Below are 16,511 nucleotides of genomic sequence, written 5' to 3' on the forward strand. Positions count from 1 at the left end.
GGCTTTTTTGTTTGTTTGCCAGAGATCTGGCGTTCTGTTGCTAAAGACCGAGCTGCGCCTTCGACAGGATGTTGCGCTGGATCTCATTGGAGCCGGCATAGATTGAGCCGGCTCGGTCATTGAGATACTTGGCCGATACGGTGACGAGGCTTTCGGGGCCGACCAGGCCCTGATTTGACGGCGCGTGGGTGACAACAGGCCCGCCGGTTTCAGTGTGTTCAGGCTGAAACGGTTCTGAGTACACGCCGGCAAGATCGAGCCCAATCTCGGTGAGGCGTTGGCTAAGCTCGGTGCCGCGTATTTTCATCATGGAGGCTTTGAGGCCCGGTGTGCCGCCGTTGGAGAGCTCCGACATCATCATGAGCTCGGCTGCCTCAAGGGTTGAGGCGTCGATCTCCGCCTGCGTCAGAGAGGCATCAAGTTCAGGCGTCAAGCTGCCAAGCGCGTGCGCTGCGCGTCTGAGGCCCCCAATGCGCTGTAGCAGCCGGGGTCCATAGGACGACCCGCCGCGCTCAAACTCGAGCAGGTATTTGGCGACCGTCCAGCCTTTGTCGATCTCTCCGATGACGTTGGCTTTCGGCACGCGGACATTGTCAAAGAAGACCGCGTTCTGGATGTGCTCACCAGACAGCATGATGATCGGGTCGACCGTCACACCCGGCGCCTGCATATCGATAAGGACGAACGTGATGCCTGTCTGCGGTTTGCCGCTGGCATTCGTGCGGATGAGGCAGAACATCATGTTCGCTTCATGGGCATGCGTCGTCCATATTTTCGAACCGCTACAGAGGAAGGCGTCGCCGTCGTCTTCGGCCGTCATGGTCAGCGCGGCGAGGTCGGACCCCGCGTGCGGCTCTGAATAGCCTTGGCACCAGAAATCTTCTCCGGAGAGGATGCGTGGCAGGTAATAGTCCTTCTGTTCCTTCGACCCATGGCCGATCAGGGCAGGACCGCACATGCCGATGCCCATGGGCGAAAGGGGCGGGGCGCCCGCGCGGGCCATCTCCACGTCGAAGATGTAGCGCTGCGCGACGCTCCAGTCGCACCCGCCATACTCGACCGGCCAGGACGGCGCCGCCCAGCCCTGCGCCTTCAGGATGGCCTGCCATTCGAGGGCGGTCTCCTTGTCGGCATAGACGCTCGTCATGCGCGATGCGTATCGTTTCAGCTCCGGGGTAAGTTTGTCACTGAGAAAGTCGCGGACGTCCCGGCGAAATTGCTCTTCTTCAGAACTGAAAGTCAGCTGCATGGGTCTCTCCGGTCAGGGCTCCCTGCCATGATGGCGGTGCAACAGCAGGCTGCAAGCCGTGACCACGCGTCATACGCCCCAATGAGACTTCAGCAGGCTGGCAAATTCAGGTGCCTTCTCGACGACAGACCAGTGACCGGTATTGGCGTTGCGATAGAGAGGGACGCCTGTCTTTTCGCAAAAGCGTTCGGCGGTCTCGACCGGGACGAACGGATCGTCATCGCCCCAGAAAACGAGGCCGCGTTCAGGCAGCTTGTTCAGGTCGCGGGTCCACTCATCAGCGATGTTTCTCGCCGAGCGATAGAGGCGGAGGATCGACTTGCGCATGCTGGGTGTCCAATGGCGTGTCTCATGCTGGGCAAGGTCGTGTGGCATCCCGGCCTGTTCCAACCCCTTGGCGAGACTGCTGCGCGAAGTGACGGCCATGGCCAGTTCGCCGAGCAGAGGCGTCTGCCAGATACGCGCCGTCCTATGCCACTTGTAATTTCGCTCCGGCAGCGCGTTCGCGACGGCCCAGCTGCGGACCAGATCAGGGCGGAGCGTGGCCGCACGTATCACCAGAAGCGCGCCCCAGTCATGACCGACGAGATCGACGGGTTCGCCAGCCTCCTCCATCAGACCGATCAGCCAGTTAACGTAAGCCTCTTTCGAGCCATCAAAGCCTGTTGGGATAGGCCCGGTAAAACCAGGCAGGGCAGGGACGGTGATGGTGCCGGATATATCTTGTCCAAGCGCTGCTATCAGAGGCTGCCACATCTGGGGCGTGTCTGGCACGCCGTGGACCATAATCGTCTTCATCGCTACGTTCCCCCCGTCGATCATCGCACTTTCCCATGATCGTTAGTCTGTATTGCCAGCGCTCACAATAAGGGCTCCCCTGACTGCTTTCTAAGCAACGGCCGATTTCGCTTCGGTATTGGCTGAGTTTTATTGACGAATTTTAATCTACCGTACGAGCGTCTCTTCATCTCGTGAGTGTGAGGAGAGAGAGAGTATGAGTTTTGTTCGCAAAAGAACGAATGAGAGCCTTCAGCGCGTCCTGCTGTCTGGGGTGGCGGCAACAACCGTTCTGGCGTTTGCCGGACCTGCCGCAATGGCGCAGGACGATGTTGAGACCATTCCTGAAGTTGAGGAAGAGGCGTCCGTTCAGCAAACGATCACGGTAACGGGCTCGCGCATCCCGTCCGACCCCAACCTGATTTCATCGGTGCCCGTTCAGTCAGTCGACGAAAATGCAATCAAGCTTTCGGGTGAGTTTAACCTTGCGGATGTCGTGAATGACATTCCGGCACTCGTATCGTCGACCACAGCAGAACAGTCTGATACCGGCGCGAACGCGCTCAATCTTCGGGGGCTGGGTGCCGAACGGACCCTGACGCTCGTCAACGGTCGCCGCCACGTCGCTGGCTTCCGCGGAACGCAAGCTGTCGATATCGGCACGATCCCGCGCTCTCTTGTTGAGCGCGTCGAGGTGACGACGGGTGGTGCGTCTGCGGTTTATGGTGCCGACGCTGTGACCGGTGTCGTGAACTTCGTCCTAAAGGACGATTTTGAGGGTCTTCAACTCGACCTCAGAGGGGGTGTCTCCGGGGAGGGCGATGCTGAGAACTTCTCCTTTGACCTTCTTGCGGGCCAAAATTTCGACAATGACAAAGGCAATGTCGTTTTCGCGCTGAGTTATGAAGACGATTCGGCCATCACCTATGGCGACCGCGACTGGTCACGCGACAACGGCATTGCCAGCGTTGAGCCACGTGCCAACCCGGCTGCTCTGACGGACCCGAACGCGCCGCCCCGCGCCGTCATCAATGATCCTCGTTTCTGGCTGACCTCGCAGGAAGGCTCGATCGCGCCGACTTTCGGTGGGCGGAACGTTAATTATGTCGATATCAACGGCAATGGCACGCCGGACTGTCAGGAATCAGCGGGCGGACGCGCAGCTTTTCTTGCAGGTTGCTGGCTGACCAATCCTGATGGCTCTATCCGCGTCAATCAGGACGGCATTGTTCTGAATGGTCTGTGGGGGATTGGCGGAGATGGCGGTGCCATCAGTTTTAACCGTGACACGCTTTACCCAGAAACTGACAAGGCGGTTGTCAATCTCAATGCGAATTATGACCTTGATCCGAGCTTTTCTGTCTTCTTCGAAGCGAAATGGGTCAATGCAGAATCAACGACATTTGCTGAGCAGGACACATTCTACGATACGCTGTTCATTGCAGCAGATAACCCGTTTATCCCCGCTCAGCTTAACCCTGTCGTCGCCCAGACGGGCGGTCTGCTGTTAACGCAGGATCCCCTCGATTTCAGTGACGACAATCCGTTCACCTATGAGCGTGAAACGCTTCGTTTCGTCGCCGGGTTCGAATGGGAGCCCGCTGAAGGTCATATCGTTGAGGGGTCCATAAATCGCGGCCAGTTTACGCGGCGCGATGAGTATACCGGGCTTTACCTTGATCGTGTCTTCGCTGCGATTGACACGGTGCAGGATGCTAACGGTAACGTCGTCTGCCGCTCGGACCTGAACCCGAATGCCGCCTACGAGATCGATTATTTCACGGCTGGCAACGGTTATGCTGACGGCGGATTTTCCTCCGACCGTTACTACTCCTTCACGCCGGGCGATGGGTCTTGTGCCCCGCTCAATCCTTTCGGGACATATTCGACCAGTCAGGCGGCGCGTGATTTTGTGACATCTGACCTGAAAGACGAACTGAAGCTTCAGCAAACGGTCATCTCACTTATCTCGACCGGTCAGTTCGACGTGATGGACTTTGTGCTTGACGGTCCGATTGGATATGCGGCCGGTCTTGAGTATCGCGACGAGCGAAGCGAAAGCACGCTTGACCCGATTACGCTTGGTATCCTGCCACCCACCACCTCCTTCACGCCGGGCGCGCAGGTCAGCCAGATCGACCCGTTTCTGTTTTCGTACACGAGCATCGACAATTCTCAGCAATTCAACACGTCGGGCGGCTACGACGTTTACGATGCCTTCGCTGAGATTCGCCTTCCGATCCTGCGCGATCGCCCGTTCGCCAAAGAGCTAACCGTTGATGGTGCGGTTCGTCTCGCGAGTTATTCGACCCTTGGCGAGGCAACGACCTGGAAGGTCGGCGGCTCCTGGGCGCCGATTGACGATATCACGTTCCGCGGCACAATTTCTGAAGCTGTTCGTGCACCGAACGTGTCTGAACTATTCGATCCAAGACTTCCGATAGAGGTTTCAGCGACAGCCGATCCATGCGATCCGGGCAACGTGAATGCAGGTACGGCGTCAAGGCTTCCAAACTGTATCGCGGACCTGCAGGCAGCAGGTGTGCCTTTGAACCAGATCGTCGACGGTAGCGGGAACTACATCTATGTGAACCCGCTCACAGGGCGCTTCTCCGGTGTGTCCGGCGGCAATCCAGATCTCGATGTGGAAACCGCAGAAACCTATACGATCGGGGCGGTCTTTGCGCCTCGATTCATCGAAGGATTCACGCTCACCGTCGATTACTGGGATGTGTCCATTGAGGATGCGATCTCTGCAGTCGCAGCGGGCGATATTCTGGATGGCTGTCTCGACTCGGCAAACTATCCGTCGCTCGAATTCTGTGGCCTCTATACCCGGCGTGCCGATGGCGGTCTGAACGGTCTTGAAACCGGCCAGATCAACTTTGCGCAAGTAGAGGCAAGCGGCGTAGACTTCTCGGCCAGCTACAGCTTTGACTATGGCGAAAACACGTTTGGGGCGACCTTGGTCGGGTCCTACCAGGAGAAACTCGACCGGTTCTTCAATCCAGCTGACCCGGAGGATGTAAATCCGGAAATCGAAGAGCTTTTCTTCCCTGAGCTCTCCGGCAACCTGAACCTGAGCTGGGCGCGGGGTCCTCTTAACGTCGGCTTCCAGACCCAGTATATCAGCCGGCAGGCAGTGGACGAGGTTGAGGATATCCTTGGTCTCAATGGGAATCAGGCGCTTTACGGCAATGCGGGTTTCTTTGACGAAGCCTACATCTTCGATGCGAACGCCTCGTATGAGTTCAACGATCAGTTCACCGTCTATGGCGGCGTGAACAATATCGCTGGCAAGGACCCATACTCGACCCAGACGGCCTGGCCGGTTGGTCCTCGGGGACGGTTCTTCTTCCTTGGCCTGACCTATACCCGCTAGGACGAAGCAAGAGAGTAAAAGTAGGATGCGGAGGCGAAAGCCTCCGCATTTCTGTCTATAAGGTCCCACATGTCAGACGCCGACCAGATGTTCGTGGCGAAAGCCAAAGCGCTCGCAAGCGAGGGCATGATCTCTGAAGCCATCGCTTGTCTTGAGAGCGGACTGGCGTCGCATCCGGCAGCCTTTGACGGATGGATGGCGCTTTCAAAGTTGCTCTACACGACGCGCGATTTCTCGGGAGCCGTCGGTGCCGCGAGGCGCATGGAGAATGCTGACCCTTTCCCATCCGAATTTTTACGCATTCAGCGGGCGATCGAGACACGGAACTTCAGCGAAGCTCATGAGATCGCCGCGAGCATGGCGGAGCGCGTCCCCGGCCACCCACGGGCTGTCTTCACGCTCGCCCATCTGGCGCGCGCCCGCGGCGACCACGAAGCTGCTGCGGCGTATCTAAGCGGGAGCTTCGACCACGCTCCGGCAAACCCGGTGCTGAGAGAGCTTCATGTCAGCGCGCTGGAAGACGCAGGTGATTATGCGGGCGCGATTGAGGCGGCTCGACAGCTTGTCCAGATCGAAGAGAGCTATGCGACGCTTCAGCGCCTGCTCAGCGTCCTGCTGCGATATGGCCTCAATGACGAGGCGCTAAAGGCTTGCGATCGCGCCGAGATGCTCGCTGTGGATGACACTGCAAAGCTCATCGAAATCAACATGTTGCGCGGACAACTTCATCGCATCCTTGGCGATAGCGACCAGAGTGTTGCGGACTTCAAGGCCAGTCTCGCCGCTGATCCGCGTCAGGCGGTCGCGTGGTGGGGGCTGGCAGACCTCAAGACCTACAAATTCAGCGAGACCGAGGAGAGAGCGATCGGCGATCTTCTCATGTCGCCAGCTGGCAGCCGTGCCGAGAAATGTATGGCCGCCTTTGCGCTGGCGAAGGCAAGCGAAGCCTATGGCGACCCAGAACGGATGATGGCCTGGTATGGCAAGGCCAATAGTCTCCATGCGGGCGAGACGTTTGATCCAGTTCAGTTCTCGCAAGCGATTGACCGGTTGCGAGAGGCCTTCGATGTCGGCGCGGCCCAGACGCAGGCCGATCGCCGGGCAGACGGCCCGACGCCAATTTTCATCCTCGGACTGCCTCGGTCTGGTTCAACGCTGCTTGAGCAGATGCTCGCGAGTCATTCCCGGGTGGAAGGGACGATGGAATTGCCCGTTCTGCCATCGATCAAGCGGCGTGCTCACAAGCTGTGCGCCGACAAATATGGCGGCGACTATCTCGGCAATATCGGCAAGCTGAGCGCGGCTGAACTCTCAGAGCTTGGCCAGCAATATATCGATGACAGCACGGTCTTCCGCGCAGAGGGCGCCGATTTCTTCATCGACAAGCTGCCGCATAATTTCGAGCATGTCGCTCTGATCCACAAGATCCTGCCCCATGCGACGATCATCGACATCAGACGTAACCCGATGGATTGCGGCCTCAGCCTCTACAAGCAGCATTTCGCGACTGGTGTCGGCTACAGCTACGACCTTGGCCATATCGGGACTTATTATAACGGATATCTCGCATTGATGGACCATTGGGACACGGTGCTGCCGGGCAGGGTGAAACGCGTCATCTATGAGGATCTCGTCGCCTCGCCGGAGAAAATCATCCGTCAGCTGCTCAGCGATATTGGTCTGGGCTTTGAAGCAGATGTTCTCAACTTCCATCAGACCCAAAGAGCCGTGCGCACCGCGAGCAGCGAACAGGTCCGCCAGCCGCTGAATTCGGCCGGGATTGGGCAGTGGCGCAGGGTTGGGCCGCACCTTTCCCGCCTGAAAGAGAGCCTCGGCGCGGATACGCTCCGTCGCTTCGAGCCCTATCTGGGCGGCGCGGTGCGATAGTCTTTCCCCATCGGCAGGCTTGCGACCTCACCCCATATTTTGGCAGGTTGCGGCAAGCGATTTTGCCGGAGGGAAATTCCATGAAAACTGCAATCACAGAAATGTTCGGCATCGAGCATCCAATCATTCAAGGCGGTATGCACTATGTTGGCTTCGCAGAGATGGCAGCGGCCGTTTCGAACGCCGGCGGTCTTGGCATCATCACGGCGCTGACGCAGAAGACACCTGCCGATCTTGCCAATGAAATCGCCCGCTGCAAGGACATGACGGACAAGCCGTTCGGCGTGAACCTCACCTTCCTGCCTTCGGTCAATCCGCCTGACTACCCTGGCTATATCAAGGCCATCATCGAGGGCGGCGTGAAAGCGGTTGAGACTGCGGGCAACAATCCGGCGCAGGTGCTTCCGGTCCTCAAGGACGCTGGCATCAAGGTCATCCACAAATGCACGGCAGTCCGCCACGCGCTGAAGGCCCAGTCCATCGGCTGTGATGCGGTCAGCGTCGACGGGTTCGAGTGCGGCGGCCACCCTGGCGAGGACGATGTGCCAAACATGATCCTGCTGCCACGCGCGGCCGATGAGCTAGAGATCCCTTTTGTCTCGTCTGGCGGACAGGCCGATGGCCGAAGCCTTGTCGCATCGCTCGCCATGGGCGCATCCGGCATGAATATGGGCACTCGTTTCATTGCGACGAAAGAAGCTCCTGTCCATGAGAATGTGAAGCAGGCAATTGTCGCCGCCTCTGAACTGGACACGCGTCTGGTCATGCGCCCGCTGCGCAATACCGAACGCGTGCTGAACAATGCCGGCGTCGAGAAACTGCTCGAGAAAGAGCGCCGCCTCGGCTCTGATATCAAGTTCGAGGACATCATCGAGGAAGTCGCTGGCGTCTATCCAAAGATCATGGTCGACGGCGAAATGGATGCGGGCGCCTGGTCATGCGGCATGGTTGCCGGGCTGATTTATGACATCCCAAGCTGCCAGGAACTCATCGACCGGATCATGGCCGAAGCGCACGAGATCATCGAGACCCGCCTACGCGGGTTCCTCGGCACGCGGGAAACGGCCAGCGCCTGATAACGGGTCTAAATCCAAGAAATAGGAGGCGATGTATGGGCTGGCCCATGCATCGCCTTTTTCGTTCATGGGCGGATGCAAGGAAGGAGCGCCTAAAGCGCCGAAGCGTCCTTGGCCTGGCGGGAGGCGAGCCTGGCAAGCTCATCGGCGCGCTCGTTGCCCTCATCGCCAGCATGGCCCTTTACCCAGACCCAGCTGATGTCATGCGATTTGCAGGCAGCCTCAAGAGCTTGCCATAGGTCCTTGTTCTTGACGGGTTTCTTGGCAGCGGTCTTCCAGCCATTGCGCTTCCAGCCATGGATCCACTTTGTCAGGCCGTCCTTCACATAGGTCGAATCGGTGTGCAGCGTGACTTTTGAGGGGCGTTTCAACGCGTTCAGACCTTCAATCGCCGCCATCAGCTCCATGCGGTTATTGGTGGTCTCGTATTCCCCGCCCATGAGCTCTTTTTCGTGGCCGCCGGACTTCAGCAACACCCCCCAGCCACCGGGGCCGGGATTGCCGCTACACGCGCCATCTGTCCAGATTTCTACAGGTTTTGACATGGGATTTCGGTTGCCTGTTTCGCCGCCGGGGTCAATGCGGCAGTCGCGCTAGAATGGATCTTCTGTGCACTCGGCAAGCTGGGGCGCCGGGCGGACGATTGTGATGAAGAGCCACTTCCTTGAATCCCGGCATTTTCCAACCTTGAGCATCCAGGCCGCAAATCGTCCGGTCCCACCGAATCATGCGGGTAGAATTATTCAGCCGCCATAGTCCGCAAAGGAGAGCGCCTGACGATGAAAGGCAAGCCGGTCAGCATACTCCAGTGGGTTCTTTGGGCGCACCAGGGCGTCGGCCGGCGTTTCCGTCCAGTCGACAAGGCGTGTGAGAAAGAAGCGAAGCGCTGCGCCCCGGCACAAGAGGGGGAGGACGCCGCGTTCGGCGTCTTCCAATGGGCGAACGCTTTCATAGCCTGCAATCAGGGCCGCGCCCTTTGAGTAATTATACTCCCGGCCATCCTCGAACGCCCATGAGTTGAGACAGACGGCGATGTCATAGGCGAGGACATCGGTGCAGGCGAAATAGAAATCGATCGCGCCGGAAAACTGGTCATCGAGAAAGAAGGCGTTGTCGGGAAAAAGGTCGGCATGGATGGTTCCGCGCGGCAGACGCCGGCTCTGGGGACGCGCTTCAGCGGTCGCCGCGAGGTCCTGCTCGATGAGGGTAGAGAGACCGGGCTGGAGATCTTCTGCGGTACTGGCGCGCCCTTCCCAGAGGAGCGGCCAGCTTGCCGGGCCCAGCGCATTCTCACGCGTGCCTTTGAAGTCGGCCAGTGCGCCATGCATCCGAGCAAGCGCCTCACCGAGTGACCGACACTGCGCCGCGCTCGGTTTCTTGGGGGACAGCCCGTCCAGAAAGGTGACGATGAGCGCTGGGCGCCCTTCAAGGGTCTGAAGCGGTTGCCCGTCATTCGCCTGAACCGGGGCAGGGCAGGAGAAGCCTTTGGCCGCAAGATGCTGTTTGACTTCAATGAAGTAGGGCAGGTCCTTCGGGTCGGCGCGCCGCTCAAACAGGGTCAGGATGAACCGGCCCTTGTCGGTCTCCAGATAATAGTTGGAGTTCTCGACCCCCTCGGCGATGCCCTTGAAGCTGCGTGGGCGACCAATGTCATAGCCGCCCAGAAAAGCTTCAAGCGCGTCGTCAGGGACCTGTGTGTAGACTGCCATATTGAGCTGGCTAGATTTCCTTCGCCATCATGTCACGCACGAGCGTCTTGCCTGCCAGCAGATAGTGGATCGCTGCCCAGCCATAGAGCGAACAGAAAGCGATGATCGACCAGCGCAGGCCTTCGCTATTGGCGCGTGCACAGGTGGCGACGGCGTCGGCGGACAGTTCCGTGACGACTTTACACGTCTCAAGCGTCATGCCGACATCATTACCGGCCAGGAAGACGCTTTTGAGGAATGTCGACAGAATGCCGATCAGCGGTGGGCCCAGACCATAGCCGAGCAGGTTCACGATGAAGAGCGTCACAGCGACGGACGTCGCCCGCATCCGGCTGTCAACGACACCGCCGACAATGGCGTACATTGGGCCGAGGTAGAAATAATGGAGCGTAGCGGCGGCCATCAGCGGCGGCAGGGCCAGCCAGACGGTGGGGGCGAGATACCCCATTGCATAGAGCGGAACCGAAAGGCCCATGCCAAGCGCGGGCATCCAGCAGAGCGCGCGGGGATGGCGCACAGCCATCTGGTCAGCGAGATAGCCTGACAGGAAGACGCCGATCGCCGCCATCAGGCCAATGATCACGCCGAATAGAATCGCTGCCGTTTCGAGGCTCAACCCATGGGTCCGCACGAGGAAGGACGTGGTAAACTGAGCCACGCCATAGCCGACGAATGACGCGATCGTTGCCCCGGCGACGATGTGCCAGAAGGTCGGCTTCTCAGACAGGATCTTGAACACATCCTTCATGCTGGCTTTTGCGAGCGTCTGCACGCTGGCCGGATCCGTATAGCCGCGCGGTGGCTCCTTGATTGCCAGTTTCACGACAAAGGCGAGCAGGATGCCTGGAATGCCAACAAGGATGAACGCAACGCGCCAGCCCTCGACCGCTTCCCAGTTCGCTAGTCCAAGTGCCCAGTCCCAGCCCCAGTTTGTGAACAGGGCCGCCAGCGATGGACCGTCGAGATTACCAACAATGAAGCCGGCGAAAATAGCCGCAAACATGCCGCCCAATGGCACACCGAGCGCGTAGATAGAGACCGCAGTCGCCCGGCTCTTCGGCACGAAATAGTCAGCGATGAGAGACTGCGCCGGCGGCGTACAACCCGCTTCGCCAACACTGACGCCAACCCGGAAGAGAAAGAGCACAACAAAAGATGTCGCAACGCCGCAAAGGGCGGTCATCAGGCTCCAGATGAATACTGCGATCGCAATAATCCAGACCCGGTGAAACCGTTCGGCAAAACGCGCAATCGGAATACCAAGCATGGTGTAGAGGATGGCGAAAGCCGGTCCGCCGAGGAGGCCCATCTGCCAGTCTTCAACGCCGAAGGACGCCTTGATCGGCTCGGTCAGGATGTTGATGATCGACCGATCGATAAAGTTGAAAATATAGACGAGGAGAAGCGCGCTCAGGACGAACGATCGATACCCCTTCGTACCGAAGCCCGAGTTGGGCGCAATGACGCCATCCGCAGTTTGACCAACCGTCGACATAAATCTCCTCCCTCATAGCCGAGCTCCGATCGTATCGATGGACTGGCCTATTTCTGACGCCAGAAAAGCAAATCGGGCCGCTGGATTCCAGACAATTCGGTCGAAAGACTGAAGAAAGTTCACATGTGAAGTGTTTGACCGGCCAGCGCTGCGTCAGCCGGCCGGCCTGTTGTCGGTGCTGGCGATCAGATGTGAACGCCAGCAGCAGGAACCGCAGGATTGTATCTGTCGCGTGAGAAATAGTGCGCGGCCATGAAGTAGCAGAATGCCGCAAGCGCCATGAAGCATGCTGTCGCCGCCATCGAATAGCGAAGTCCGTCTGCATAGGCCTTGCAGAGTGCCGGCCCATTCTCACCAAGTGAGGTTGGATCGGTGCCACAGAGGCGCGGATTGAAAGCAGCTTCCATATCGCTGAGACCCGCCGCTGCGATCTGACCCGACATGAAGAAGTCAGACATCAAGCCCACGAAAAGCGGCCCGATACCGTTACCGATAAGGCTGACGATGAGCAGCAGGACAGCGATCGTGGTCGCGCGCGATTTCGGGCTCACAATGCCTGTGCCCACCGTGTATTGCGCGCCGAGATAGGCGTAGTGCGCAATGGCGGCGACGATCCAGAGCATGAAAGCCAGGCCAATGGTCGGGGCGAAGAAAGCGCCGACATAGGTTGGCACAGAGATCAGCAGCCCAATGCCCGGCACCCAGGCTGCGGCGCTTGGAAAGCGACCCTCTAGCTTTTCGGACAGGAAACCGCCCAGGAAGGTGCCGCCTGCGGCAACAGCTGCGAGCGGGGCGCCATAGAGGACGGCCGCATCACGAACACCAATGCCATGGACCCGCTGGAAGAAAGGGGCCTGGAAGCTGATCAGGCCGTAGCCGACAAAAGCGACGAGTGCGGCCCCCATGGAAAGCCACCAGAAGGTGGGTTTCACGCCGAATTCGCGGAAGGCATCGAAGAAGCCGACCTTTTTCGTCGTGTCCACTTCCGCAGGCGGGTCTGAATAGCCGCGTGGCGGCTCTTTAATGGTGAAAAGCAGGATCAGCGCGATCAGGACGCCTGGCAAACCAACGACGACAAAGGCGATGCGCCAGCCGCCCACCGTGCTCCAGTCAATGCCGGAAAAGAGACCGCCGACACCAAGCGATCCAAGCCATGCGCCAAAGTCCTCACCGGATATGCCCGCGATTGTGCCGCCAAAGAGCTGGGCCAGCACACCGCCAATTGTGACGCCCATCGAATAGATGCCGAGCGCGCCGGCGCGGCTTTTGGGCGGGAAATAGTCGGTGATGATCGAGTTGGCCGGGGGCGTACAGCCTGCCTCGCCGACTGCGACACCGACGCGGAAGATGAGCAGCCAGATAAAGCCACTTGCCACACCGCAAAGCGCCGTCATCAACGACCAGATGATGATGCACATCACGATGATCAGGACCCGGTTTGACCGGTCGGCCCACATCGCGATGGGAATACCCATCAAGGCATAGAAGAAAGCGAAAGGAGGCCCTGCAAGAAGGCCCCATTGGGTGTCCGACAGATTGAATTCGTTGATGATCGGCTGGGCGACGACCGTGATAAGCGTGCGGTCAATGAAGTTCAGCGTATAGACCAGCATCAGCGAGATGAGGACGAAGGACCTGTAGCCCTTGGTGCCAAAACCGGTGATGTGACCCTGACCGGCGGTTGCTGCGGTGTCGCTCAAATCTGCCTCCCTCGATCGTCTCTGACCGGACGACTCGTGGTTGTTGTCGTGCAGTTCAGCTGTGCATGCAAGTGCGCCCGGGCCATGTTTCGAGATCATGGCCCGGGCGAAGGGTCTTGCAATGGCTCATGGCCTAGCGAATGGCGACCGGATTGATTATCGCCTGAACCGTCCCGTTGAGGCGCGGGACGCCCAACGAGAAAAAGAACTCGTTGATCCCATCTGCGGCAAGCTCGGTCGTGACCATGTTCTCCAATATGTAGACCCCGCGCTTAGCAAGCAGCGTCTGGTGAACTTCGAAGGGGCGTGCTTCATTTTCGAACGGGATGGCTTCGAGTGCGGCCGTATCCGCGCCAATCGCGACAACGCCAAGGTCGGCAAGATAGTTGGCGCCTTCGACACCGAGGCCGGGATGCGTCGCCATCAATTCGGTGGAGCCCTCTGCGGCCGCCATCGCTCCGGTATGGAAAAGGACAACGTCGCCCTTTTCGATGGTGATGCCCGCACGCTCTGCCGCCTCATCGATCTCGGCGCGGTTGAAGGCCGTACCATCCGCGACAGGGCTCGCCTCGAAGATTTCCGTCATGTCGAGGAGCACGCCCCGCGTCACAATCGGGGGGAGGTCCTGAGTCCCGAATTGCGTGAGGCCGGCAGGGGTCACAAAGTCAGAGACGTGAACGCCATTATAGTAGCGATGGTCGATGCCCATATGGCCGAGGCCGTCGATCTGGCTGCCAATGCCGACGAAGGTCTGAACAAGGTCGTCATTGCCGACGGCGCGGTTCTCACCCATCGGCGTGCCCGACCCGTCCGATGGCTGCATGATATAGACGTCATAGCGGCGAGGCGCGTAGGCGGGCGTCTCGCGGCTCGTCACCTGGCCGAGGGCATAGGTCTTGCCCTCCGTGATCAGCCGGGCGGCCGCAGCGGTTTTCTCGGGGCTGAGATTGGCAACAGCGCCAAGACGGTCATCCGCCCCATATTCCGACGGGTACCAGTCGGCTGCAGATTCGCTCTGTTGGGCGAGCGCGAGGCCGCCCGGCAGCAATGCTGTTGTGGCAAATGCCATGATCCAGTTCTTCATCGTGTCCTCCGGTGATATTTTCTTTGGTCTGACAAGCCTTGTGGCGAAGGCAAACCGGCGTCCAGCGCTTACGTATGGACAGGCTCACTGCATGAAGCCTTGTGCAATGAGCATAAACCGCCTATCTCTGCGTTTCGAATTTAGACGGACGATCAGGCCTACTACCGCTTCGGCGGTCAGACGCTCAGAATTTTCCCAAAGAAGACGAAATACGAATCCGCAATATCGCGAATTCATAAACTGTGCACTGAAAGGAAATTCTGATGAATTCTGGCACCGTAAAATTTTACAACGATCAAAAAGGCTTCGGCTTTATCGCTCCTGACGACGGCGGCAACGACGTTTTCGTTCACGCAACTGCTCTTGAGCGTTGCGGCATGAGCGGCCTCAGCGAAGGCCAGAAGGTCTCCTACGACACAGCAAAAGATCAGCGCAGCGGCAAAATGGCTGTCAACACGATCGAAGCCATCTAGTCGGCTTGGCGCTTGCGCCAACAGACTGATATTTGGAACAGGCTGCCTTCTTGCGAAGGCAGCCTGTTTTCGTTTGCGGTACGGGTTTTCCCCGCTAGCCGCGCCCGTGCGGTTCGCCCCAGTCGATATCCGGTCCGACGGGCACGATCTGCGTCGGGTTCACCATGTCATGGCTCTCATAATAGTGGCGCTGCGCATGCATCGGGTTCACCGTCTCTGCGATGCCCGGCATCTGATAGAGATCGCGCGCATAGGGCCAGAGATTGGGATAATCGACGATACGCCTGATATTGCACTTGAAGTGCCCGTGATAGACGAGGTCGAACCGGTAAAGCGTCGTCCAGAGCCGCCAGTCAGCTTCTGTCGTCTCGTCGCCCGTCAGAAAGCGTGACTTGCCGAGCTTCTCGTCCAGCCAGTCCAGCGACTCGAACAACGGACGCACCGCCTCTTCATAAGCGTCCTGCGCGGTGGCAAAGCCTGACTTGTAAACACCATTATTTACAGTGTGGTAGACGCGTTCATTAATCTCGTCGACCTCGGCGCGCTTGTCTTCCGGATAATAGTCGCCCTCTGCGGCCCCAACGCCGTCGAAGGCGCTATTGAACATGCGGACAATATCGGCGGACTCGTTGCTGACGATGGTGTTCTGCTCCTTGTCCCAGAGGGTCGGCACAGTCACGCGGCCGGTATAGTGCGGGTCGGCCTTGATATAGAGCTCATACATGAAATCAGAGTTGAAGAGCTTGTCGCCGACAATGCCATCGGGGTCCTTTTTGAAGGTCCAGCCATTCTCGCCCATGAACCAATGCGTGTAGGAGACATCAATCATGTCCTCCAGGCCCTTGAGTTTGCGCAAGATCAGGGCGCGGTGTGCCCACGGGCAGGCATAGGCGACATAGAGGTGATAGCGGCCAGGCTCTGCCTTGAAGCCGCCCTTGCCATTCGGCCCGGCTGTACCATCAGCCGTGATCCAGTTTCGAAACTGGCTTTCATGGCGTTCGAAACGCCCGCCAGTACTATCTGTGTCGTACCATTTATCTTGCCAGATGCCGTTATTCAGCAGGCCCATACGTAACTCCTGTAATCGATATGGCGCGCCTTTATGCGCGGCTCGTTCAGGAAGCTATGGGGCAGGGGCCGGATTTCCAGCGCCGGTTCAGGTGCCGGCGCGCTTGAGGGTCCGGATGTCGGCATCAAGGCCGAAAAGCCAGGCGCTGACTTGCCAGAGACCGGCAAAGATGGCGCTGCCGACAAGGACATCCCACGGCCAGGATGCTGCAGACTGGCCCCAGCCAAGCAGGACGGCTGCGGTTGCGATGAAAACATAGGAAATCGCAAGGACGCTGAGGAAACGTGAAAGCCAGTTCGACCTGAACCGCATGACGAGACCGCCGAGCCAGGCGGCAGCGAGACCGGCGATATAGAGCATATTCGCATCATTCTCTGGCGCGCCGACAATGCCGACCGCGCCCGTCACCCCGAGAACAGCGACACTTGTCAGACTGAAAACAAACAGCCCGCCACGATAGGCCCGGCTGCGCCTCAGGCGGAAAAGACAGACAAAGGCGATCGCGACCGCGCCAAGCATGACGCCAGCAATCACGAAGTCAGAGAGTGTCCAGTTCATGACGCTATTTTTGCCGAAAGTGCCGCCTCGCGAAAGTCGGTTCGTATTCCCG

General features: G+C 58.8%; 13 protein-coding genes. 4 read left to right on the forward strand and 9 right to left on the reverse strand.

All coding sequences use genetic code 11. The features are described 5' to 3' along the window. Positions 1–40: 40 nt before the first annotated feature. Together F550_RS0101800 and F550_RS0101805 are read right to left on the reverse strand one after the other, a co-directional pair. On the reverse strand, positions 41–1,249 hold the full coding sequence (locus tag F550_RS0101800) for an acyl-CoA dehydrogenase family protein (RefSeq protein ID WP_018146815.1): 1,209 nt from the start codon (positions 1,247–1,249) through the stop codon (positions 41–43). 69 nt (positions 1,250–1,318) lie between these two features. Next, positions 1,319–2,047: an alpha/beta fold hydrolase gene (locus F550_RS0101805; RefSeq protein ID WP_026180502.1), complete on the reverse strand. Its 729-nt coding sequence runs from the start codon at positions 2,045–2,047 to the stop codon at positions 1,319–1,321. A gap of 196 nt (positions 2,048–2,243) precedes the next feature. Between F550_RS0101805 and F550_RS0101810 the strand changes: the two genes are divergently transcribed. The 3 genes from F550_RS0101810 (at position 2,244) to F550_RS0101820 (ending at position 8,371) form a co-directional block, all read left to right on the forward strand. Further along, positions 2,244–5,408, forward strand: a complete 3,165-nt coding sequence (locus F550_RS0101810) for a TonB-dependent receptor domain-containing protein (RefSeq protein ID WP_018146817.1) — start codon at positions 2,244–2,246, stop codon at positions 5,406–5,408. Between the two features lie 69 nt (positions 5,409–5,477). Beyond that, entirely contained in the window at positions 5,478–7,295 is a 1,818-nt protein-coding gene (locus tag F550_RS16535) for a tetratricopeptide repeat-containing sulfotransferase family protein (protein WP_018146818.1), read from the forward strand. Between the two features lie 80 nt (positions 7,296–7,375). Beyond that, the gene (locus tag F550_RS0101820) at positions 7,376–8,371 is read left to right on the forward strand and encodes an NAD(P)H-dependent flavin oxidoreductase (protein ID WP_026180503.1); all 996 of its coding nucleotides are present in this window, start codon (positions 7,376–7,378) and stop codon (positions 8,369–8,371) included. Positions 8,372–8,463: 92 nt separating this feature from the next. Here the strand turns inward: F550_RS0101820 and rnhA are convergent, their stop codons facing one another. The 5 genes from rnhA to F550_RS0101845 form a co-directional block, all read right to left on the reverse strand. After that, the gene (gene rnhA / locus F550_RS0101825) at positions 8,464–8,916 is read right to left on the reverse strand and encodes a ribonuclease HI (RefSeq protein ID WP_018146820.1); all 453 of its coding nucleotides are present in this window, start codon (positions 8,914–8,916) and stop codon (positions 8,464–8,466) included. A gap of 198 nt (positions 8,917–9,114) precedes the next feature. Next, positions 9,115–10,080, reverse strand: coding sequence for a homoserine kinase (gene thrB / locus F550_RS0101830; RefSeq protein ID WP_018146821.1), 966 nt, complete (start codon positions 10,078–10,080; stop codon positions 9,115–9,117). A gap of 10 nt (positions 10,081–10,090) precedes the next feature. Then, positions 10,091–11,575, reverse strand: a complete 1,485-nt coding sequence (locus F550_RS0101835; protein WP_018146822.1) for a spinster family MFS transporter — start codon at positions 11,573–11,575, stop codon at positions 10,091–10,093. Positions 11,576–11,760: 185 nt separating this feature from the next. Continuing rightward, positions 11,761–13,275 (reverse strand): spinster family MFS transporter, encoded by a 1,515-nt coding sequence (locus F550_RS0101840; RefSeq protein ID WP_040500651.1) that lies wholly within the window; start codon positions 13,273–13,275, stop codon positions 11,761–11,763. A 133-nt stretch (positions 13,276–13,408) separates the two neighbouring features. Next, entirely contained in the window at positions 13,409–14,359 is a 951-nt protein-coding gene (locus F550_RS0101845) for a cyclase family protein (RefSeq protein WP_018146824.1), read from the reverse strand. A gap of 263 nt (positions 14,360–14,622) precedes the next feature. Between F550_RS0101845 and F550_RS0101850 the strand changes: the two genes are divergently transcribed. After that, on the forward strand, positions 14,623–14,832 hold the full coding sequence (locus tag F550_RS0101850; protein ID WP_018146825.1) for a cold-shock protein: 210 nt from the start codon (positions 14,623–14,625) through the stop codon (positions 14,830–14,832). Positions 14,833–14,926: 94 nt separating this feature from the next. Here F550_RS0101850 and F550_RS0101855 read toward each other — a convergent pair whose 3' ends face one another. After that, entirely contained in the window at positions 14,927–15,901 is a 975-nt protein-coding gene (locus F550_RS0101855) for a glutathione S-transferase family protein (protein WP_018146826.1), read from the reverse strand. 87 nt (positions 15,902–15,988) lie between these two features. Continuing rightward, positions 15,989–16,459 carry a hypothetical protein gene (locus tag F550_RS18305; protein ID WP_018146827.1) on the reverse strand — a complete coding sequence of 157 codons (471 nt, stop codon included), beginning with the start codon at positions 16,457–16,459 and terminating at the stop codon, positions 15,989–15,991. Positions 16,460–16,511: the final 52 nt, after the last annotated feature.

Origin of the sequence: Henriciella marina DSM 19595, from assembly GCF_000376805.1 — a bacterium.
In the GTDB taxonomy this organism is placed as follows: domain Bacteria; phylum Pseudomonadota; class Alphaproteobacteria; order Caulobacterales; family Hyphomonadaceae; genus Henriciella; species Henriciella marina.